General features: G+C 69.7%; 18 protein-coding genes. 3 read left to right on the top strand and 15 right to left on the bottom strand.

Annotated elements, in window-relative coordinates; genetic code table 11:
- Positions 1 to 108: 108 nt before the first annotated feature.
- On the top strand, positions 109 to 5,940 hold the full coding sequence (locus ABZ406_RS20875; RefSeq protein ID WP_357763985.1) for a ThuA domain-containing protein: 5,832 nt from the start codon (positions 109 to 111) through the stop codon (positions 5,938 to 5,940).
- Between the two features lie 71 nt (positions 5,941 to 6,011).
- Positions 6,012 to 6,548 (top strand): hypothetical protein, encoded by a 537-nt coding sequence (locus ABZ406_RS20870; RefSeq protein ID WP_357763982.1) that lies wholly within the window; start codon positions 6,012 to 6,014, stop codon positions 6,546 to 6,548.
- Between the two features lie 246 nt (positions 6,549 to 6,794).
- On the opposite strand, the gene ABZ406_RS20865 is transcribed toward ABZ406_RS20870, so the two are convergent.
- The 3 genes from ABZ406_RS20865 to ABZ406_RS20855 are packed head-to-tail and all read right to left on the bottom strand — an operon-like array spanning position 6,795 to position 10,104.
- On the bottom strand, positions 6,795 to 7,757 hold the full coding sequence (locus ABZ406_RS20865; protein ID WP_357763979.1) for an aldo/keto reductase: 963 nt from the start codon (positions 7,755 to 7,757) through the stop codon (positions 6,795 to 6,797).
- A 21-nt stretch (positions 7,758 to 7,778) separates the two neighbouring features.
- On the bottom strand, positions 7,779 to 9,458 hold the full coding sequence (locus ABZ406_RS20860) for an ATP-binding cassette domain-containing protein (protein WP_357763976.1): 1,680 nt from the start codon (positions 9,456 to 9,458) through the stop codon (positions 7,779 to 7,781).
- Between the two features lie 40 nt (positions 9,459 to 9,498).
- Positions 9,499 to 10,104: a methyltransferase gene (locus ABZ406_RS20855; RefSeq protein ID WP_357763973.1), complete on the bottom strand. Its 606-nt coding sequence runs from the start codon at positions 10,102 to 10,104 to the stop codon at positions 9,499 to 9,501.
- A 102-nt stretch (positions 10,105 to 10,206) separates the two neighbouring features.
- On the opposite strand from ABZ406_RS20855, the gene ABZ406_RS20850 reads away from it, so the two are divergent.
- On the top strand, positions 10,207 to 11,277 hold the full coding sequence (locus ABZ406_RS20850; protein WP_357763970.1) for a hypothetical protein: 1,071 nt from the start codon (positions 10,207 to 10,209) through the stop codon (positions 11,275 to 11,277).
- A 12-nt stretch (positions 11,278 to 11,289) separates the two neighbouring features.
- Here the strand turns inward: ABZ406_RS20850 and truA are convergent, their stop codons facing one another.
- The 12 genes from truA to secY form a co-directional block, all read right to left on the bottom strand.
- The gene (gene truA, locus ABZ406_RS20845) at positions 11,290 to 12,120 is read right to left on the bottom strand and encodes a tRNA pseudouridine(38-40) synthase TruA (RefSeq protein ID WP_357763967.1); all 831 of its coding nucleotides are present in this window, start codon (positions 12,118 to 12,120) and stop codon (positions 11,290 to 11,292) included.
- A 68-nt stretch (positions 12,121 to 12,188) separates the two neighbouring features.
- Positions 12,189 to 12,746 carry a 50S ribosomal protein L17 gene (gene rplQ, locus ABZ406_RS20840; protein WP_357354990.1) on the bottom strand — a complete coding sequence of 186 codons (558 nt, stop codon included), beginning with the start codon at positions 12,744 to 12,746 and terminating at the stop codon, positions 12,189 to 12,191.
- A 34-nt stretch (positions 12,747 to 12,780) separates the two neighbouring features.
- A complete protein-coding gene (locus ABZ406_RS20835) occupies positions 12,781 to 13,803 on the bottom strand; it encodes a DNA-directed RNA polymerase subunit alpha (protein WP_007465227.1) in 1,023 nt (340 codons plus the stop codon).
- Between the two features lie 99 nt (positions 13,804 to 13,902).
- Positions 13,903 to 14,529, bottom strand: coding sequence for a 30S ribosomal protein S4 (gene rpsD, locus ABZ406_RS20830; RefSeq protein ID WP_238679500.1), 627 nt, complete (start codon positions 14,527 to 14,529; stop codon positions 13,903 to 13,905).
- Positions 14,530 to 14,542: 13 nt separating this feature from the next.
- A complete protein-coding gene (gene rpsK / locus ABZ406_RS20825) occupies positions 14,543 to 14,950 on the bottom strand; it encodes a 30S ribosomal protein S11 (protein ID WP_030329919.1) in 408 nt (135 codons plus the stop codon).
- A gap of 85 nt (positions 14,951 to 15,035) precedes the next feature.
- Entirely contained in the window at positions 15,036 to 15,416 is a 381-nt protein-coding gene (rpsM, locus tag ABZ406_RS20820) for a 30S ribosomal protein S13 (protein WP_030329917.1), read from the bottom strand.
- A gap of 266 nt (positions 15,417 to 15,682) precedes the next feature.
- Entirely contained in the window at positions 15,683 to 15,796 is a 114-nt protein-coding gene (rpmJ, locus tag ABZ406_RS20815) for a 50S ribosomal protein L36 (RefSeq protein WP_088952025.1), read from the bottom strand.
- 90 nt (positions 15,797 to 15,886) lie between these two features.
- Positions 15,887 to 16,108 (bottom strand): translation initiation factor IF-1, encoded by a 222-nt coding sequence (gene infA / locus ABZ406_RS20810; RefSeq protein WP_007073013.1) that lies wholly within the window; start codon positions 16,106 to 16,108, stop codon positions 15,887 to 15,889.
- 315 nt (positions 16,109 to 16,423) lie between these two features.
- On the bottom strand, positions 16,424 to 16,963 hold the full coding sequence (locus ABZ406_RS20805) for a DUF1707 domain-containing protein (RefSeq protein ID WP_357763963.1): 540 nt from the start codon (positions 16,961 to 16,963) through the stop codon (positions 16,424 to 16,426).
- A gap of 66 nt (positions 16,964 to 17,029) precedes the next feature.
- Positions 17,030 to 17,881 (bottom strand): type I methionyl aminopeptidase, encoded by an 852-nt coding sequence (gene map, locus ABZ406_RS20800; RefSeq protein WP_357763960.1) that lies wholly within the window; start codon positions 17,879 to 17,881, stop codon positions 17,030 to 17,032.
- 87 nt (positions 17,882 to 17,968) lie between these two features.
- Positions 17,969 to 18,622 (bottom strand): adenylate kinase, encoded by a 654-nt coding sequence (locus tag ABZ406_RS20795; RefSeq protein WP_088950228.1) that lies wholly within the window; start codon positions 18,620 to 18,622, stop codon positions 17,969 to 17,971.
- Positions 18,623 to 19,951 carry a preprotein translocase subunit SecY gene (secY, locus tag ABZ406_RS20790; RefSeq protein WP_357763957.1) on the bottom strand — a complete coding sequence of 443 codons (1,329 nt, stop codon included), beginning with the start codon at positions 19,949 to 19,951 and terminating at the stop codon, positions 18,623 to 18,625.
- Positions 19,952 to 20,133 lie beyond the last annotated feature (182 nt).

The raw sequence follows: 20,133 nt of genomic DNA, 5'->3' as shown, positions 1-20,133 counted from the left end.
AAAATGTCGGCGGGGGCACCTTGGCACGGTGTGACCACCGACTCCATCAGGGACGGCCTTCGGCGTGCCGACTCCCGCGAGCCCTGTCACTACGACACAGGAGGCGGCGTGTCCCGTTCTCGTCGTGCCCGCGTACCCATCACCGCAACCCTGATCTCCCTGGCCATGGCCTCGACCACCCTGTTCGGCGCGCCCGCGCAGGCGGCCGCCCAGGTGCCCCCACGGGATGCGAAAGCCGCAGCCCCGGTCAGCCAGGTGGCGCCGAAGGCGCCAAAGGCCGCGGCCGATCCCTTCTCCGTCCTGATCTTCTCCAAGACCGCCGGCTTCCGGCACGACTCCATCCCCACCGGCATCGCCGCCATCCAGCAGCTCGGCGTCGACAACGGATTCACAGTGGACAACAGCGAGGACGGCGCCGCGTTCAACGACGCCAACCTGGCGAAGTACAAGGCGGTGATCTGGCTCTCCACCACCGGTGACGTGCTCAACGCCGACCAGCAGGCGGCGTTCGAGCGCTACGTGAAGGCCGGCGGCGGTTACGTCGGCATCCACGCCGCGTCGGACACCGAGTACAGCTGGGCCTGGTACGGCGACCTGGTCGGCGCGTACTTCGCCAACCACCCGCAGAACCAGACCGCCACCGTCAAGGTGGAGGATCACGCCCACCCGTCCACCGCCGAACTGCCGGACCGCTGGTCCCGGTTCGACGAGTGGTACAACTACCAGACCAACCCCCGGCCGGACGTGCACGTGCTGGCCAGCCTGGACGAGAAGAGCTACACCCCCGGCGCCGGCGCGATGGGCGCCGACCACCCGGTCGCCTGGTGCCAGGACTACGACGGTGGTCGGTCCTGGTACACGGGCCTCGGGCACACCCGGGAGTCGTACGCCGAGCCCGGCTTCCTCTCCCACCTGCTCGGCGGCATCCGGACCGCGGCCGGTGTCGAGAACGCCGACTGTGGCGCCTCGAAGACCTCCAACTTCGAGAAGGTCACGCTGGACAGCAACACCAGCAACCCGATGGAGTTGGACATCGCCCCCGACGGGCGGGTCTTCTACATCGAGCGCGACGGGCGCGTGCAGATCGTGAAGCCGGACACCGGCAACACCGTCACCGCCGTCGACCTGGACGTCTTCACCGGTAACGAGGACGGCCTCATCGGCATCCGGCTCGACCCGGACTTCGCCACGAACAACTGGGTGTACCTGTACTACGCTCCGAACGACGGGGTCACCCGCAACCTGCTGTCCCGCTTCACGGTCACCGGCGACACCATCAGCCTGGCCAGCGAGAAGCAGGTGCTGCGGGTCGACACCCAGCGCAACACCTGTTGCCACGCCGGCGGCAGCATGACCTTCGACGGCGACGGCAACCTGTACCTGGCCACCGGTGACAACACCAACCCGTTCGAGTCGAACTCGTACTCGCCGCTCGACGAGCGGGCGGGCCGCCAGGACTACGACTCGCAGCGCACCTCCGCCAACACGAACGACCTGCGCGGCAAGGTGATCCGGATCCACCCGGAGGACGACGGGACCTACACGGTTCCAACCGGCAACCTCTTCCCGGCGGGCACCGAGAAGACCCGTCCCGAGATCTACGCGATGGGCTTCCGCAACCCGTTCCGGATCGGCACCGACCCGAAGACCAACACGCTGTACGTCGGCGACTACGGGCCGGACGCCAACACCGACAACCCGAACCGGGGCCCCCGCGGCCTGGTCGAGTGGAACATCGTCACGCCGGGCAACTACGGCTGGCCGTACTGCACGGGCACGAACGAGGCGTACAACGACTACACGTTCCCGTCCGGCCCGAGCGGCGCGAAGTTCGACTGCGCCGCGCCGGTGAACAACTCGCCGAACAACACCGGCCTGACCAACCTCCCGCCGGTCGTCCCGGCGACCGTCGACTACGGGTACGCCGGTGACGCGCGCTACCCGGAGATCGGCGGCGGTGGCGCCCCGATGGGTGGCCCGGTCTACCGCTACGACGCCGACCTGAACTCGAACCGCAAGTGGCCGGCGTACTACGACGGCAAGGCTCTGCTCGGCGAGTGGAACCAGAACAAGATGTACACCATGCAGGTGACCCCCGACGGCAAGTCGTTGGTGGACATCAACCAGCTGCTCACCGGCATGAGCATGATCCGGCCGATGGACTTCGAGTTCGGCCCGGACGGTGCGCTGTACCTGATCGAGTGGGGCAGCGGCTTCGGCGGCAACAACGACAACTCCGGTGTCTACCGGATCGACTACACCGCCGGTGACCGCGCGCCCATCGCTGCGGCGTCCGCCAACCCGACCTCGGGTCCGGCGCCGTTGACTGTCACCTTCTCCAGTGCCGGTTCCCGGGACCCGGACGGTGGCGCGCTCACCTACGCCTGGACGTTCGGCGACGGGCAGACCTCGACCGAGGCCAACCCGACGCACACGTACGCCACGGCGGGCAACTACACCGCCCAGCTCACCGTCACCAACCCCAAGGGCCGGACCGCGGTGGCCAACGTGCCGGTCACAGTGGGCAACACCGCTCCGACGGTCTCCATCGAGTTCCCACCGGACGGCGGCTTCTTCAACTGGGGCGACCAGGTCCGCTACTCGATCAAGGTGACCGACCCGGAGGACGGGCAGATCGACTGTGACAAGGTGCAGCTCCAGGTGCTGCTCGGTCACGACGAGCACGCCCACCCGCTGGAGCAGCACACCGGCTGCACCGGCACCGTCCAGACGTCGCTCGCCTCCGGGCACGGCGCGGAGGCGAACGTCTTCGCGGTCTTCGAGGCCACCTACACCGACGAGGGTGGTGCCGGCGGGTCCGGTGCCCTGACCGGCCGGCAGATCGAGGTTCTCCAGCCGAAGCAGAAGCAGGCCGAGTACTTCACCGCCACCGGGCGCGCTCCGGTGAGCACCGGCGGTGGAGACCCCGGCGTGCAGCGCGAGGCCGGCGCCGACACCGCAGGTGGCGGCCAGAGCATCGCGTTCATCGAGGACGGTGACTGGTGGTCGGTCGCCCCGGCGAACCTGACCAACATCACCGAGATCCGCTTCCGGGCCGCCTCGGCCGCCGCCGGCGGTCGGATCGAGGTCCGCGCCGGTGCGGTCGACGGGCCGGTGGTCGCCACCGCCGTCGTGCCGTCGACCGGCGCGTGGCAGACGTACACGGACGTGAGCGCACCGGTCACCGGCGCCGCGAGCGGCTCGCTGTACTTCCTGGCCCGTGACCCGAACGGCGGCAACGGTTCGCTGTTCAACGTCAACTGGATCGACTTCGTCGGTCGCGGTGTCACCGAGAACGGGCCGCCGGTGGTCAGTGCCACTGCCACCCCGGCCACCGGCACCGCACCGGTCACCGTCGCCTTCGACGGCACGGCCACCGACGCCGAGGGCGACACCCCGCTGACGTACGCCTGGGACTTCGGTGACGGCGGCACGGCGACCACTCTGGACGCCAGCCACACGTACACCACGGCGGGCACCTTCACGGCCACCCTCACGGTGACCGACAGCAAGGGCGCCAAGTCGTACGCCACGGTGCCGGTGCGGGTCGACGCTCCGGACACGTCCTGCTTCGGGGCGCGTTCGGACGACTTCAACGGCAACAGCCTCGACAAGGCCCGCTGGACCAGCGTGGTCCGGGAGAACCAGCTCTACTCGCTCAGTGGCGGCGCGCTCCGGCTGCCCACCGGCGTGGGTGACCTCTACGGCGCACGCAACGACGCCACGAACCTGGTGCTCCAGGCGGCCCCGACCGGCGCGTGGGAGATCACCACGAAGGTCACTCTGCCGGTGACTGCCAACTACCAGCAGGCTGGCCTGCTGGTGTACGGCGACGACGACAACTACGCCAAGGTGGACCTGCTGTACAACGGCAGCCGTCGGGTGGAGTTCATCCGGGAGACGGCGGCGACTCCTCGCAACGAGGCCGCCGACGCCACCAACGCACCTGCCGGTGACACCGTGTACCTGCGGATCACCAGCGACGGGACGAACCTGACCGCGTCCGCTTCGGGCGACGGGCAGACCTTCACCCCGGTCGGCCGTGCGGCAGCGCTCGCCGGCATCACCAACCCGCGGATCGGGGTCTTCGCCCTCAACGGTGGCACCGAGGCACCTGTTGTCGACGCGGCCTTCGACTCGTTCCAGGTCACGCCGGACGCCCCGGCTGGCCCGGTCGACCCGTCGGACGAGTTCACCGGCAGCACGCTGGACAAGTGCCGGTGGGACGCCATCGCGCGGGAGGACCCGAGCGGTTACCGGGTCACCGATGGCGCACTGCGGATCGACGTGCCCAACGGTGACATCTACGGCACCGACAACACCGGGCCGAAGAACTTCATCCTCCAGACCGCGCCGTCCGGCGACTGGACCCTGGAGACGAAGGTCGACGGCAGCCTGCTGAACGAGCAGTACCAGCAGGCCGGTCTGATCGTGCAGGCGGACGACGACAACTACGTCAAGTTCGACTTCATCGCGGACAACCAGGCCGGCCAGGCGGTGACGCGGCGGATCGAGTTCCGCAGCGAGATCGCCGGGGTGGTCCAGAACCCGCAGCCCGAGGCGGGCAACCTGACCTCGGCGGTGTGGCACCTGCGACTGGCCCGTACCGGTGACACGTTCACCGCGTCGTACTCGGCGGACGGGACGACCTGGACCGCGTTGACGACGCTGACCAACAGCGCGGTCGGGGCCACCCCGAAGGTGGGCCTGTTCACCCTCGGCGCCGCGCAGACGGCGTCGAAGACCGCCTCGTTCGACTACTTCCGGCTCAGCACGGAGGTGGCCGACGAGACCGCGCCGGTGACCACGGCGGCGGTTTCGGGCACCCCGACCGACGGGTGGTACACCGAGCCGGTGACGATCACGCTCACCGGCGCCGACGAGGCTGGCGGTAGCGGCCTCGGCAGCACCGAGTACCAGCTGGACGGGTCCACGACCTGGACGGCGTACGCCGCTCCGGTGGCGGTCAGCGGGGACGGCGAGCACGAGCTCCGGTTCCGCTCGACCGACAAGGCCGGCAACGTGGAGGCGACCAAGACCGTCTCGGTCAAGATCGACGCCACTGCGCCGGTGACCTCGGCGACGTTCGCTCCGGCGAACGACGCCGGTTGGCACAACGGGACCATCCCGGTCGTGCTGGCCGCTACCGACGCCGGTTCCGGTGTCAAGACGGTGGAGTGGTCGCTCGACGGTGGCGCGTGGACGCCGTACTCGACGGCTGTCGAGGTGACCGGTGACGGGCAGCACGAGCTGCTGTTCCGCTCGACGGACAAGGCGGGCAACGTCGAGACGCTGAAGTCGGCGGTGCTGCGTATCGACGGCACCAAGCCGACGCTGCTGGTGTCGGGTCTCGCCGACGGCCAGCTCTACGGCGACAGCCAGGACGTTCGGGTGTCCTGGCAGGCAGTCGACCCGACCTCGGGCATCGCGAGCGTGGTCGGCCAGCTCGACGGCCAGGCGTACACCAGCGGCACCCTGCAGGCCATGTACGACCTGTCACTCGGCCTGCACGAGCTGACCGTGACCGCTACCGACAAGGCGGGCAACAAGACCACCTCGACGGTTCGGTTCTTCGTCACCACCTCGTTCCGGGACGTGCAGAGTCTGCTGGACCGGTTCAAGGCGACGGGGCGGCTCTCCACCAAGGCGCACAAGCAGCTGTCGAACAAGCTCGACGCTGTTCGCGCGTCCGAGGCGGCCGGCGACGACAAGGCTGCCGTCCGGCAGCTGACCGCGTTCCGGACTCTCGCGTCGGACGCCACACTGGTGCCCGAGGCGGAGGTTCGGGCGGTCCTGGTCCGGGACGCCGACGCCATGATCGTTCGGCTCGGCGGCGCGGCCAGCAAGGCCGGGGTCAAGGCGAACGACGGTGATTCGGTCAAGGGCACCGGGCGGCTCGGTGGCGACGCCACCCGGCTGGCACCCGGTCGCCAGCTCTGATCCGACGAGGCCCCTCCCCGGCGCTGCGGCGTCGGGGAGGGGCCTCCCTCATCGGTAGGGAGGGGATGTCCGTGACGGGTATCCGCAAGGTGTTGGTCGCCGTCCTCGTCGGACTGGCCCTGACCCTGTCCGCCGGTGCCCCGGCGGCGGCGCAAGCCGCGCAGGCGGCTCAGGCCGACAAGCTCAAGCTCGCTGTCGCCGGCGACGGGGCCCAGGGCGTCACCATTCAGGCCAGCTACGCGGACGGCCGCCGGCTGGAGCAGGTGGTGCGGTTGGTCCTCACCGCCACCGGGCCGGACGGGCAGAAGGTCGGGCCGGTGCAGTTGGAACCGCAGCCCGAGGGGCACGGTTTCTACAGCAGCGGCCCGGTGCTCTCCACCGGCACGTGGAAGGTGACTGTGAACTCCCCCGCTCCGCTGCTGAGCACTGCCAGCGCGACGGTGCAGGCGAAGGCGGCACAGTCACCGCCGGCGCCCGAGCCGGTAGCGGTGACGAAGCCGACGGACGGCGGCGGCGCGGGCTGGTGGCCGTTCGCGGCGGCCGGCCTGGTCCTCGTCGCGGCGGCGATGGGAGTGGCGATGCTGTTCGGCCGTCGCCGCACCGACTGATCGACGAACAGTGCACGACCGGGCCGGGCCGCGACGAGCGGCCCGGCCCGGTGTCATCTGCACCGGCTGGTGATCGACTCGACATCCTTGAAGTCGGGGTGTCCGGCACGACAGATCACCGCGACTTCAAGGAACGCGAGTGGATCACGCGCGGCACGCGCCCCCGCGCACGGCGCGGCACGCGCCCCCGCGCACGGCGCGGCACGCGCCCCCGCGTGCGGGGCGCGGCTCGCGGCTCCGCATCGCTCAGAGAATCGCGCGCAGCGCCGCCAGATCGTCGTCGCTGGGCTCCCAGGTGCCGGCGGCGGCGTTGGCACGCACCTGCTCGGGCGTGGTGGCACCGGCGATCACCGAGGTCACCGCCGGCTGGGCCGCCAGCCCGCCGATCGCCACCTGGAGCATCGTCAGACCCCGCTCGGCGGCGTAGGTCTCGATCGCCTCGATGGTGTCCCAGTCGGCTGCGGCGAGCCGCTCCGCGTACCGGCCACCACCGGAGAGCCGGCTGCCGGCGGGCGGCTGGCTCTCCCGCTTGTACTTGCCGGTGAGCAGGCCGTTGGCGAGCGGGAAGAACGGCAGCATGCCGAGGCCGAACCGCTCGCACGCCGGAATCACCTCGGCCTCCACCGAGCGCTCCACCAGGCTGTAGTGGTTCTGCGCGCTGATGAAACGGGACCGGCCGTTGGACGAGGCCACCCAATCCGCGTCGGCGATCTGCCAGCCGGCGAAGTTGGAGTTGCCCAGGTAGCGCACCTTGCCGTCGCGGACCAGGTCGTCCAGGGCGGCGAGGGTCTCGTCGATCGGGGTGCCCGGGTCGGGCTCGTGCATCTGGTACAGGTCGATGTGGTCGGTGCCGAGCCGGCGCAGCGACGCCTCCACCGCGCGGGCGATGTAACGCCGCGCACCACGCGCGCCGTGGTCCGGCCCGTTGAGGCCGAACATGTCCATGCCGAACTTGGTGGCCACCACGACGTCGTCCCGGCGTCCCTTGAGCGCCTGCCCGAGCAGTTCCTCGGAGCTGCCCTGCGGCTCGCCGTAGATGTCGGCCGTGTCGAACAGGTTGATTCCGGCGTCCACTGCCGCGTCCACCACCGCGCGGGTGCCGTCCAGGTCGAGCTTCCGGCCGAAGTTGTTGCAGCCGATGCCGACAACGGACACCACGAGCCCGGAGTCGCCCAGCCGGCGATAGGTCATGTCAGTCACGAGATCCACCCTATGCCGGCTGGGGACCCGTCACCCGACATCCCAGACCGGCTCCGGGGTCTCCACCACCTCACTGTCACCGCGGAACAGCACGAACCGGTCGAAGGAGCGGGTGAACCAGCGGTCGTGGGTGACAGCGATCACCGTCCCCGCGAAGGCGTTCAGGCCCGCTTCGAGGGCTTCCGCGCTGGCCAGGTCGAGGTTGTCGGTGGGCTCGTCGAGCAGTAGCAGCGTCGCACCGGACAACTCCAGCAGCAGCACCAGGAACCGGGCCTGCTGCCCACCGGAGAGCGTGCCGAAGCGCTGGTCCCCCTGCGCGGCCAGCTCGTAGCGGCTGAGCACCCCCATCGCCGCGTGCCGGTCCATTCCGGTGCGGTGCTCGTCGCCCCGCCAGAGGATCTCGACGAGCGTCTTCGACATCAGCTCCGGCCGGTCGTGGGTCTGCGAGAAGTGCCCGGGTCGGACCCGGGCACCGAGGCGGGCCACACCGCCGTGCGTCACCGGAGCGAGCGCGCCCGCACCGTCGACCGGCCCGTTCGCCGGGTCCGGGTCGGTGCCGCCCCGGGCCAGCAACCGCAGGAAGTGCGACTTGCCGGTGCCGTTGGCACCGAGCACCGCCACCCGGTCGCCGTACCAGATCTCCAGGTCGAAGGGGAACGTCAGGCCGTCCAGCTCCAACTGCTCGCAGACGACCGCGCGCTTGCCGGTCCGTCCGCCGCTGAGGCGCATCCGGATGTCCTGGTCCTTCGGGGGTACGGGCGGCGGCCCGGCCTCCTCGAACTTGCGCAACCGGGTCTGCGCGGCCTGGTAACGCGAGGCCAACCCGTCGTTGTACGCGGCCTTCTGCTTGTACATCAGCACCAGCTCACGCAGCTTCTGGTGCTCCTCGTCCCAGCGTCGGCGCAGCTCGTCGAGGCGGGCGTGCCGGGCCACCCGAGCCTCGTGCCAGCTGGCGAAGCCGCCCGGGTGGACCCAGGCGCTGCCACCCTCGACGGCGACCACCCGGTCGGCGCTCTGGGCGAGCAGCTCACGGTCGTGCGAGACGTAGAGCACCGACTTCGTCGACTCGCGCAGTCGCGCCTCCAGCCAGCGCTTGCCGGGCACGTCGAGGAAGTTGTCAGGTTCGTCGAGCAGCAGCACCTCGTCCGGGCCGCGCAGCAGCAACTCCAGGGCGAAGCGCTTCTGCTGGCCGCCGGAGAGGGTACGCACCGGCCGGCTTCGTACGGTGTCCCAGGGCTGGCCGAGCACTATCGTCGCGACGGTGTCGAAGAGCACCTCGGCGTCGTACCCGCCGGCCTCGCCCCAGGCGCCGAGCGCATCGGCGTACGCCAACTGGGCCTTGCCCGCCGCGGTGCTGAACTTGCCGTGGGCCTCGGCAGCCCGCATGGCCGCCTCGGTCTCGCCGAGCCGCCGGCCGGCGTCGCGCAGTGCCGGTGGGGCCAGCGACAACGCCAGGTCGGCAAGGGTCGACTCGTCGCCGATCATGCCGATGAACTGGCGCATCACGCCCAGCCCGCCGGCCCGCGCGACGACGCCGCTGCGCACCGGGAGGTCGCCGGCGACCATCCTCAGCAGTGTGGTCTTTCCCGCGCCGTTCGGCCCGACCAGGGCGACCTTGCTGCCCTCCCCGACCCGGAACGACACGTCGGCGAAGAGTTCCCTACCGTCGGGCAGGATGTGCCCTACCGCTGCCACGTCCACGTATCCCACGCGGGGATCCTGCCCCAGTGCGGGTCGGCGGCATATCCAATTACCGGGTGACGCGCAGCACCCGGAAGCCCTTCTGGCTGGCGTGCCGCTCGACCTGCCAGCTCTGCTCGGTGAGCCAGCGTTGCAGCGAGTCGCCGCCGAGGTGACGGGCGACGACCAGCCAGCCGACGCCGTCCGGGGCGAGTCGGGGCAGCCAGCGCAGCAGCAGGTCGTGCAGCCCGTCCTTGCCGATCCGGATGGGCGGGTTCGACCAGAGCTGCGCGAAGCGGACGTCGTCCGGGACGTCGTCCGGGGCGCTGACCCGGACCCGGTCGGCGGCGCCGATCCGGGCCGCGTTGGCGGCGGTCAGCTCGCGGGCCCGGGCGTTGACGTCGACGGCCCAGACGGTGCTGCTGGGGGCGAGGTCGGCCAGCACGCAGCTGATCGGCCCGAATCCGCAGCCGAGGTCGAGGAGGTCGCCGGTGGTGTCGGCGGCGGGCAGCTCGGCCTTGCGGAGCAGCACCGCGGTGCCCGGGTCGAGCCGGCTGGCGGAGAACACCCCGCCGGCCGAGGTGAGCCGGTAGTCGCGGTCGGCGACGGAGAATTCGACAGCGCGCGCCGGGGCGTCGCTGGTGGGCTGAGCGGTGAAGTAGTGGTCGCCGGTCACCCGGCGATTCTCGCACCGGTCCGGGGCGGACCTGACGCGGCCCGCACCTACATTTACCCGATATTACCCCCTAAAGGGACAATGGCTCCTACTCTGGGCGTCATGGTGTATCGGTACCAGTCCGATGAGGACGCTTTCGAGGAGTACCCGGAGCCCGGGTCCGACCTGTCGGTGCTCGGCGCCGGTCCACCCCCGCCGGCCGGGCCCTCCCCGTCGCGCTTCCCCACGCCGTCGTTGTCCCGGCCCAACCAGCTCTCGCTGCCCTCGTCGCAGCCCACGCCGACCCGGGCCGCACCACCGCAGCCCGCGCCGACCCGTGACGACATCCCGCCGGCCCCGCCCCGCAGCCAGATCTACACCTCGGCGACACCAGCGGAGCCGTCGACCCGGCGCGGCGGCGGCCGGATGTGGCAGGTACTGATCGGCGGCGCAGCCGTCCTGGTGCTGCTCGCCCTCTGCGGCCTCGGTGCCGCCGCGCTGCTCGTCGACCGCAACGAGCAGCCGCAGGGCAACCCGACGTTCCAGCCGAATGCGGCACCGACGTCGGCAGCACCGGAACGGCTGGCCCTGGATTCCCGCGACACCGACCAGGCCCCGCTCACCGCCAAGGAACTCTTCGCCGGCAAGGAACTCACGCTCACCGAGGGCCAGCCGGGCTACCAGGTGCTCAAGACCCAGTCCAGCGGCAGCTGTGCCGTCGCCGCCACCGACGAGGTGGCCGACCTGCTGGTCCGGCTCGGCTGCAACCAGGTCGTCCGGGCCACGCTCAGCACACCCGACGGCACCCACCTGGTCACCGCCGGCCTGTTCAACCTCACCGACAAGGTCACCGCGGAACGAGTCCGCGACCGGCTCCGGCAACTGCTCGACGAACGGCAGGGCCGCTTCCGTGGCCTCACCGCCGACGAGGGCACCGACGTCCTGTCCAACGCCCCGGCGCGGGTCGGTTGGCAGGTCCGGGGCCACTACCTGGCCTACGCACTCGTGGTCCGGAAGGACGGCGCGGCGGTCAAGGCGGGCGACGCCAAGGTCCGCGAGATCCTGTTCGACATGATCGAGCTGCACCTCAGCCGGGGCGTGCTGCAGAGCCGCGCCGACGGTGGCACCGCCGGACAACCGACGGCTGCCCCGACCGGCAGCAACGCCGACCAGGGCGGCCTGCCGGGCGACTGACCCGGCCGGCGTTCACCCCTCGATCGGCACCCGCAACCGGCGGGTGAGGGTGGCGCGGTGGGCGTACTCGGCCGGATCGGCCGGGTAGCCCACGGCGACCAGGGTCAGCCCACGCGCGGGGGCCACTGTCACCTCGCTGGACCGCTCCCGGTGGGTGAGCAGAGTGCCCGGCCACTCGACCGGGCGGCGGCCGTCCCCGGCCACCAGCATGGCCCCCACCAGGCTGCGCACCATCGCCTGGCAGAACGCGTCGGCCTGCACGGTGGCGACAAGGAGGCCGTCCGGGTCACGACGCCAGTCCAGCCGGGTCACCTCCCGCACCGTGGTCGCGTGCTCCTTGCGCCGGCAGTACGCGGCGAAGTCGTGCTCCCCCACCAGCCCGTTCGCGGCGGCGTTCAGCGCGGTCAGGTCCAACGGCTTCGGCCAGGCCAGCACCTCGTGCCGGCGCAGCGGCTCCGCGCCGAAGGGCGCATCGGTGACCCGGTACTCATAGCGCCGGAAGGTGGCCGAGAAGCGGGCGTCGAAGTCGGCCGGCACCTCGGTCATCGCCCGTACGCGCACGTCGGTGGGGAGCAACCGGGCCACCCGACGCAGCAGTCGCCCCTCGTGCTCCCGCCACACGTCCACCGGCAGGTCAAGGTGGCACACCTGCCCCGTGGCGTGCACCCCCGCGTCGGTTCGACCGGCCACCGTCAGCCCGGTGGACGTACCGGCGCCGAGAACCAGGTCCAGGGTCTCGACGAGCACCCCCGCGACGGTGCGCTGGGTCGGCTGGGCTGCCCAGCCGGAAAAGTCGGTGCCGTCGTACGAGACGTCCAGCCGCAGCCGGATCCGCTCGTCCACCTCGTACCTCCTGTTACGGGTCGGGCCCGGCACCCCGATGGGGGTGCCGGGCCCGACAATGCCCTGGATCAGGCCTTGTTCTCGGTGGCCTCGTCGCTGTCCTCGCGGGCGGCGTCGGTGTCACCGGACGCCGACACCGGCGCCTCGGAGTCCTGGTCGGCCGGGGCCGACTTCGGGGCCTCGTCGGCCGGGGCGAGCGCCTCGACCTTGTCCTGCTGCGCTGCCTTGCGGGCGGCGGTCTTCTTGTTCACCTTCGGCTCGGCGACCTCAAGGGCCTCCACCAGCTCGATGATGGCCATCGGCGCGTTGTCACCCTTGCGCGGACCGGTCTTCACGATCCGGGTGTAACCGCCGGGGCGGTTGGAGTACCGGGGCGCGATCTGGTCGAACAGGGCGTAGACGACGTCCTTGTCCTTGACGACACCCAGCACCCGCCGCCGCGAGGCGAGGTCACCGCGCTTGGCCTTGGTGATGAGCTGCTCGGCCAGCGGGCGCAGCCGCCGGGCCTTCGTCTCGGTGGTCTGGATCTTGCCGTGCTGGAACAGCGCGGTCGCCAGGTTGGCGAGCATCAGCCGCTCGTGCGAGGGGCTGCCGCCGAGGCGGGGGCCCTTGGTGGGCGTGGGCATTTTTGGTGCTCCTCAGTTGTGGCGGCAGCGCGGACTAGAGCTGCTCGGTCTCGCGGTAGTCGTCGGTGTCGTAGTCGGCCTCGCCGAAGGTGTCCACGACGTGCGCCGGGTCGAAGTTCGGAGCCGAGTCCTTCAGCCCGAGACCCATCCCGGCGAGCTTCATCTTGACCTCGTCGATCGACTTCTGACCGAAGTTGCGAATGTCGAGGAGGTCGGCCTCGGTACGCCCGATGAGCTCACCAACGGAGTTGATGCCCTCGCGCTTGAGGCAGTTGTAGGAGCGGACGGTGAGGTCCAGCTCCTCGATCGGCAGGGCAAGGTCCGCCGCCAGCTGGGCGTCCTGCGGGGACGGCCCGATGTCGATGCCCTCGGCGGTCTCGTCCAGCTCCCGGGCGAGCCCGAACAGCTCGACGAGCGTCGAACCGGCGGAGGCCAGCGCGGTACGCGGGCCCATCGACGGCTTGGTCTCGACGTCGATGATCAGCCGGTCGAAGTCGGTGCGCTGCTCGACACGGGTCGCCTCGACGCGGTAGGTCACCTTCAGCACCGGCGAGTAGATCGAGTCGACCGGGATCCGGCCGATCTCCGCGCCGGACTGCTTGTTCTGCGCCGCCGTCACGTAGCCCCGGCCCCGCTCGACGGTCAGCTCCATGTCGAGCCGGCCCTTGCCGTTGAGGGTGGCGAGCTTGAGATCCGGGTTGTGCACCGAGACGCCGGCCGGCGGCTGGATGTCACCCGCGGTCACGTCGCCCGGGCCCTGCTTGCGCAGGTACATGCTGACCGGCTCGTCGTGCTCGGAGCTGACGCACAGCTCCTTGATGTTCATGACGAGCTCGACCACGTCCTCCTTGACACCGGGGATCGTGGTGAACTCGTGCAGCACACCGTCGATCTTGATCGAGGTGACGGCAGCGCCCGGGATCGACGACAGCAGCGTACGCCGCAGCGAGTTACCCAGGGTGTAGCCGAAGCCCGGCTCCAGCGGCTCGATGGCGAACCGCGACCGGGTCTCGTTGATCGACTCCTCGGAGAGGGAGGGTCGCTGGCTGATGAGCATCTTTTCTCTTCTCTTCCGGGGCGCCCGCTATTTGACGCCCACGACACAAACTGTTCCGGTGGCCCGCCCCGAGGGGCGGGCCACCGAACCGAGCTCGGACTACTTGGAGTAGAGCTCGACGATCAACTGCTCCTGGACCTGCGTGTCGATGACCTGCCGGGCCGGGAGGGAGTGCACGAGCACCTTCATCTGGCTCGGGATGGCCTCAAGCCACGCCGGAACCGTCCGCGAGCCGGCCTGAGCCTGCGCGACGATGAACGGGGTGAGCTCCTTGCTCTTGCCCCGAACCTCGATGATGTCGTGCTCCTTGACGCGGTACGACGGGATGTCGACCTTCTTGCCGTTCACCGTGAAGTGACCGTGCTTGACCAGCTGGCGGGCCATGTCCCGCGAGTGGGCGTAGCCGGCCCGGTAAACGACGTTGTCCAGCCGCGACTCGAGGATCTGCAGGAGGACCTCACCGGTCTTGGCCTGCTTGCCAACGGCTTCCTCGTAGTAACCGCGGAACTGCTTCTCCAGCACGCCGTAAACCCGGCGGGCCTTCTGCTTCTCACGGAGCTGGAGCAGGTACTCCGTCTCCTTGGTGCGGCCGCGGCCGTGCTGCCCGGGCGGGAACGGCCGGGACTCGAACGGGCACTTCGGACCATCGCACTTGCTGCCCTTGAGGAACAGCTTCATCTTCTCCCGCCGGCAACGGCGGCAGTCAGCACCGGTGTAACGAGCCATCTCTCTCTACCTCTCAGACCCGACGACGCTTAGGCGGACGGCATCCGTTGTGCGGCTGCGGGGTGACGTCGGCGATCTGGCCGACCTCCAGCCCGACGGCCTGCAGCGAACGGATAGCGGTCTCCCGGCCGGAGCCGGGGCCCTTGACAAACACGTCGACCTTGCGCATGCCGTGCTCCATGGCGCGACGCGCGGCAGCCTCGGCGGCCAGCTGCGCGGCGAACGGAGTCGACTTGCGGGAGCCCTTGAAGCCCACCTGGCCAGCGGAGGCCCAGGAGATGACCGCACCGGTCGGGTCCGTGATGGACACGATGGTGTTGTTGAACGTGCTCTTGATGTGCGCCTGCCCGTGGGCGACGTTCTTGCGTTCCTTGCGCCGGACCTTCTTTACAGCGGCTCCGGCACGAGCCTTCGGTGGCATAAGTCTGTGCGCTCCTAGTTGACTTTCCGGATCGGGCCGCACGGGTCTTCCTAGACCCGACATCGACCCGGATTCCGGTCAAGAACTACTTCTTGCCGGGCTTCTTCTTGCCGGCGACGGTCCGCTTCGGGCCCTTGCGGGTCCGGGCATTGGTCTTGGTCCGCTGGCCACGCACGGGCAGGCCCCGGCGGTGCCGGATGCCGGCGTAGCAGCCGATCTCAACCTTGCGGCGGATGTCAGCGGCGACCTCGCGGCGCAGGTCGCCTTCAACCTTGTAGTTGCCCTCGATGTGGTCGCGGAGCTGCACGAGCTCCTCGTCCGTGAGGTCCCGAGCGCGCTTGTCCGGCGAGATGCCGGTAGCGGCGAGTGTCTCCAGGGCGCGGGTGCGACCGACCCCGAAGATGTAGGTGAGCGCGATCTCCAACCGCTTTTCGCGGGGGAGATCCACGCCGACTAGACGTGCCATGTGCGGGCGTACTCCTCGTGATGTGTGGCGGAGGTGTGGACCCGTCCCACCCCGCTACCGGCCGTCCCGTCTTTCCGACGCAGTGAGCGCCGGCGACCGGGATCGGTCGCTGCCCGAGCGGGCCCCGGCCTCCGACCGGGGGTCAGCCACGCAGAGGTACGACTGGCGTACCGCCCGCGGCTGGGACGAGCATGTGTGATGTGTGTGTCGCTGGGGATCTGCCCGGACCAACGCCACCCGGCCGTGTTCCGGCCGGACGGGCTGAGTCAGCCCTGGCGCTGCTTGTGGCGCGGGTCGCTGCAGATGACCATGACCCGGCCGTGCCGGCGGATAACCCGGCACTTCTGGCAGATCCTCTTGACGCTCGGCTTGACCTTCACGGTTGCCTTACTTCCCATCTGGCCCGGGGACGCGCTCTGCGCGACACCGGACGTCGAAGACGGACACGGACTTCCCGGCCGTCGTCAGGACTACTTGTAGCGGTAGACGATGCGCCCGCGGGTCAGGTCGTACGGCGAGAGTTCGACGACGACCCGGTCCTCCGGAAGGATGCGGATGTAGTGCTGCCGCATCTTGCCGCTGATGTGAGCCAACACCTTGTGGCCGTTCGCAAGCTCCACCCGGAACATGGCGTTCGGCAGAGGCTCGATGACTCGACCCTCGATCTCAATGGCTCCGTCTTTTTTCGGCATGTCCTCCGCTGTCCTGACGTCGATTGCACCGGGCGGCCCACAACGTCTTACACGGAAATCTGATCAGAATCAGAAGCCCGCGCCAGCCGCGGCTCCAGCTCCCACCGAAGCGCAGGGTGGGCATGCCGGAGTGGACGCTGTGCGCCGATCTGAAAGTGTACGCCGGCCTGCACTCCCCCGCCAAACCGACCACCCCACCCCACGGCGCGGCGACCCGAACGGCCCCGCCCTCGGCCCCATTGATCATGGGTTGACGGCACGACACGCCGGGATGGGTGCCGTCAGCCCCATGATCGACTGGGTGACGGCTGGGGCTCAGGAGGCTGGTGGGGCGCTGTTCCGTTTGATGGCGCGCTTTGTCTGCTTGCGCTCCCGGCGGCGTTGGCGCTTGACGGCCTGGCGCTGGGGCTCCTTCCCGGCCAGCCCGGAGACCGTACGGACGACCAGCACCGCGCCCCACGGCCCCGCCACCCAGCCCGGCCAGAAGTAGAGCAGATCCTGGCTGAGCAACGACGTCACCGCCCAGATCGTCACCACGATGGCGATCACCCGCAGGTACGGGGACCACACCTCGGCCAGCCAGCGGGCCGTGACGCCAGTGGTGACGGCCGAACCGGGCGGACCCACCGTCGACCCGGCGGCCGGCGCCAGACCCGACCGCTGCGCCGGCGTCACCGGCGGCAGATCGGTGAGCAGAGCCTCCAGATCGGCGTACGTGCGTGCCGCGTAGGCCCGCTGCAACCGCTCGTCGTACTCGTGCAGATCCAGTCGACCCTCGTCCAGGGCCATCCGTAACCGGTCGGCCACCGCCGCACGGTCCGAGTCAGCGGCTCGCATCCCGTCGCGCCCGTCCATGCGGGCAAGCATGCCACCGTCGCGCCAGTCCCGCCCCACCCCGGCATCACCGGGGCGGGGGTGCGATCAGGGGGTCGTGGTGGCAGCGGGTTGGCGGGCAGTCACCAGATCGCCCAGACGGGCCCGGCCACCGTCGAACGCGGTGAGCACCCAGACGCCGTCCGACAGCAGCGCCATCGAGTGCTCGACGTGCGCGGCCACCGAACCGTCCCGGGTGACGACCGTCCACCCGTCGGCCAACTCGACGGTACGCGGGGACGCCATGGTGATCATCGGCTCGATGGCCAGCGCCATCCCGGTGACCAGTTTCGGGCCCTTGCCCGGCCGGCCGTGGTTGAGCACGTGCGGGTCCTGGTGCATCTCGGTGCCGATGCCGTGCCCGCCGTAGCCGTCGACGATGCCGTACCGGCCGCCCCTGCGGACAGCGGTCTCCACCGCGTGCGAGATGTCGGTCAGGCGGCCCTTGCCGCTGGCCGCACCACGCGCGGCGGCGGCGATGCCGGCCCACATCGCGTCCTCGGCGACCTCGGCCATCTTCAGCAACGCCGGGTCGACGTCACCCACCCCCACCGTGATCGCCGAGTCGCCGTGCCACCCGTCCAGCACCGCGCCGCAGTCGATGGAGATCAGGTCACCGGCCTGCAGCACCTGCTTCGGCGACGGGATGGCGTGCACGATCTGCTCGTTGACCGAGGAACAGATCGACGCCGGAAACCCGTGGTAGCCCTTGAACGACGGAACACCGCCCGCCTCACGGATGGTCGTCTCGGCGATGGCGTCCAGATCGGCGGTGCTCACACCGGGGGCGACAGCCTCCCGCATCCGGAGCAGCGCCTCGGCAACCACCAACCCGGCGGCCCGCATCTTCTCGATCTGGTCAGGGGTCTTCAGCTGGATGTCCAGCTGGGGACGACGCATGGAGCGGTTACCTTTCGTTGCCGAACAGCGGGGCACATGACGCGTACCCCGCTGTTCGCACTCTATCCGCCGTGGCCCGGCCGGACCTCAGCCGCCGTACGACCGCAACGCGTCGATGGCCCGGGTGGTGACGTCCTCCACCGGCCCGGTGGCGTCGATCCCGACGAGCTTGCCCTGAGCGCCGTAGTAGTCGACCAGGGGTGCGGTCTTCTCGCTGTACTCGCGGAGCCGCGTGGCGATCGTCTCCGGCTTGTCGTCGTCGCGCTGGAACAGCTCGGCGCCGCACCGGTCACAGATGCCCGGCCGGGTGGTGGCGTCGAACTCGACGTGCCAGATCTTGCCGCAGCCCCGGCAGGTACGCCGACCGGAGAGCCGCCGGATCACCTCGTCGTCGTCCACGACCAACTCCAGGACCAGATCCAGGGCGGTTCCCAGATCGGCGAGGAGCTTGTCCAGAGCGGCCGCCTGCGGAGTCGTCCGCGGGAAGCCGTCGAGCAGGAAACCCTCGCTGGCGTCGGGCTCGGCCAGCCGGTCCCGGACCATGTTGATGGTCACCTCGTCCGGAACCAGCTCGCCCGCGTCCATGTACCGCTTCGCCTCGACACCGAGCGGAGTGCCCTGAGTGACGTTCGACCGGAAGATGTCTCCGGTCGAAATCTTCGGCACCGAAAGGTGCGCGGCGATGAACTCGGCCTGTGTCCCCTTGCCCGCCCCCGGCGGGCCAACCAGAACGAGTCTCATCTACCGCAGGAACCCTTCGTAGTTCCGCTGCATGAGTTGGCTCTCGATCTGCTTCACGGTCTCCAGACCGACGCCGACCATGATGAGCACAGCGGTGCCGCCGAACGGGAAGTTCTGGTACTGCTGGTTGTCCAGCCAGATGAAGAAGAAGTTCGGCAGGATCGAGATCACGCCGAGGTAGATCGCGCCCGGCAGGGTGATCCGGCTGAGGATGAAGTCGAGGTAGTCGGCGGTCGGCTTACCCGGGCGGATGCCCGGGACGAACCCGCCGTACTTCTTCATGTTGTCAGCGACCTCGGTCGGGTTGAACGTGATCGAGACGTAGAAGTACGTGAAGAAGATGATCAGCAGGAAGTAGACCGAGATGTAGATCGGGCTGCTCGGGTTGACCAGGTTGTTCTGGATCCACGACTGGGTCTTGCCCGGGTCGGTCTGGTCGAAGAACTGCAGCGCCAGCTGCGGCAGGTAGAGCAGCGACGACCCGAAGATGACCGGGATCACACCCGCCTGGTTGACCTTCAGCGGGATGTAGGTCGAGGTGCCGCCGTACATCCGCCGGCCGATCATCCGCTTGGCGTACTGCACCGGGATCCGGCGCTGCGCCTGCTCGATGAAGGTGACAGCGGTGATGACCACCAGGACCAGCGCGATGACCAGGGCGAACATGTCCCAGCCCTTGCTGGTCTTGATCTGCCAGCCCTCGCTGGGCAGCCGCGCCGCGATCGAGGTGAAGATCAGGACGGACATGCCGTTGCCGACGCCGCGGTCGGTGATCAGCTCACCCAGCCACATGACCATGCCGGTGCCGGCGGTCATCGTCATCACCAGGATGGCCAGGGTCAGCCAGTCCGGGATGCCGGTGCCGGTCGGGATGATCGGGAACTGGTCGCACTTGTTCTGGAACAGCTGGCCGGAGCGGGCCAGGGCGACGAACGCCGAGGCCTGCAGCACACCGAGGCCGAGGGTCAGGTAGCGCGTGTACTGCGTGATCTTCGCCTGACCGGCCTGGCCCTCCTTGCGGAGCTGCTCCAGGCGGGGGATCACGACGGTCAGCAGCTGCAGGATGATCGACGCGGTGATGTAGGGCATGATGCCCAGCGCGAAGACCGAGAGCTGTAGCAGCGCTCCGCCGGAGAAGAGGTTGAGCAGGTTCACCACCCCGGTGGTGTCACCCTGGATGGTGTCGAGGCACTTCTGCACGTTGCCGTACGAGACGCCCGGGCTGGGGAGCGTTGCACCCAGCCGGTAGACCGCGATGATGCCTACTGTGAACAGCAGCTTCTTGCGCAGGTCAGGCGTACGGAACGCACTGAGAAAGGCGGACAGCAACTTCTTCCTCCTGCGCGAGGCGGGCCGCCGGTGATCCCTGGCGGGTCGGGTTGGATCACGAGCGAGTGCCCGCAATCCATGGCTGGGATGGGACTCTAACAGCCTCACCCCGGTCCGGGCAGATGCGCCCGACTACATAAATCGATTCCGATGTTACCGGGCGCTCAGGCCCCAGGCAGACC

Origin of the sequence: Micromonospora sp. NPDC005710 (assembly GCF_040630995.1) — a bacterium.
GTDB lineage: Bacteria > Actinomycetota > Actinomycetes > Mycobacteriales > Micromonosporaceae > Micromonospora.
This window is presented reverse-complemented; position numbering and strand designations above follow the sequence as displayed.

Coding starts and splice junctions, on each gene's coding strand:
- rpsK (WP_030329919.1), bottom strand. CDS start 14,950: ATGCCACCGAAGGCTCGTGCCGGAGCCGCTGTAAAGAAGGTCCGGCGC.
- ABZ406_RS20795 (WP_088950228.1), bottom strand. CDS start 18,622: ATGAGACTCGTTCTGGTTGGCCCGCCGGGGGCGGGCAAGGGGACACAG.
- rpsD (WP_238679500.1), bottom strand. CDS start 14,529: ATGGCTCGTTACACCGGTGCTGACTGCCGCCGTTGCCGGCGGGAGAAG.
- rpsM (WP_030329917.1), bottom strand. CDS start 15,416: ATGGCACGTCTAGTCGGCGTGGATCTCCCCCGCGAAAAGCGGTTGGAG.
- rplQ (WP_357354990.1), bottom strand. CDS start 12,746: ATGCCCACGCCCACCAAGGGCCCCCGCCTCGGCGGCAGCCCCTCGCAC.
- ABZ406_RS20805 (WP_357763963.1), bottom strand. CDS start 16,963: ATGGACGGGCGCGACGGGATGCGAGCCGCTGACTCGGACCGTGCGGCG.
- ABZ406_RS20835 (WP_007465227.1), bottom strand. CDS start 13,803: ATGCTCATCAGCCAGCGACCCTCCCTCTCCGAGGAGTCGATCAACGAG.
- ABZ406_RS20850 (WP_357763970.1), top strand. CDS start 10,207: ATGGTGTATCGGTACCAGTCCGATGAGGACGCTTTCGAGGAGTACCCG.
- infA (WP_007073013.1), bottom strand. CDS start 16,108: ATGCCGAAAAAAGACGGAGCCATTGAGATCGAGGGTCGAGTCATCGAG.
- map (WP_357763960.1), bottom strand. CDS start 17,881: ATGCGTCGTCCCCAGCTGGACATCCAGCTGAAGACCCCTGACCAGATC.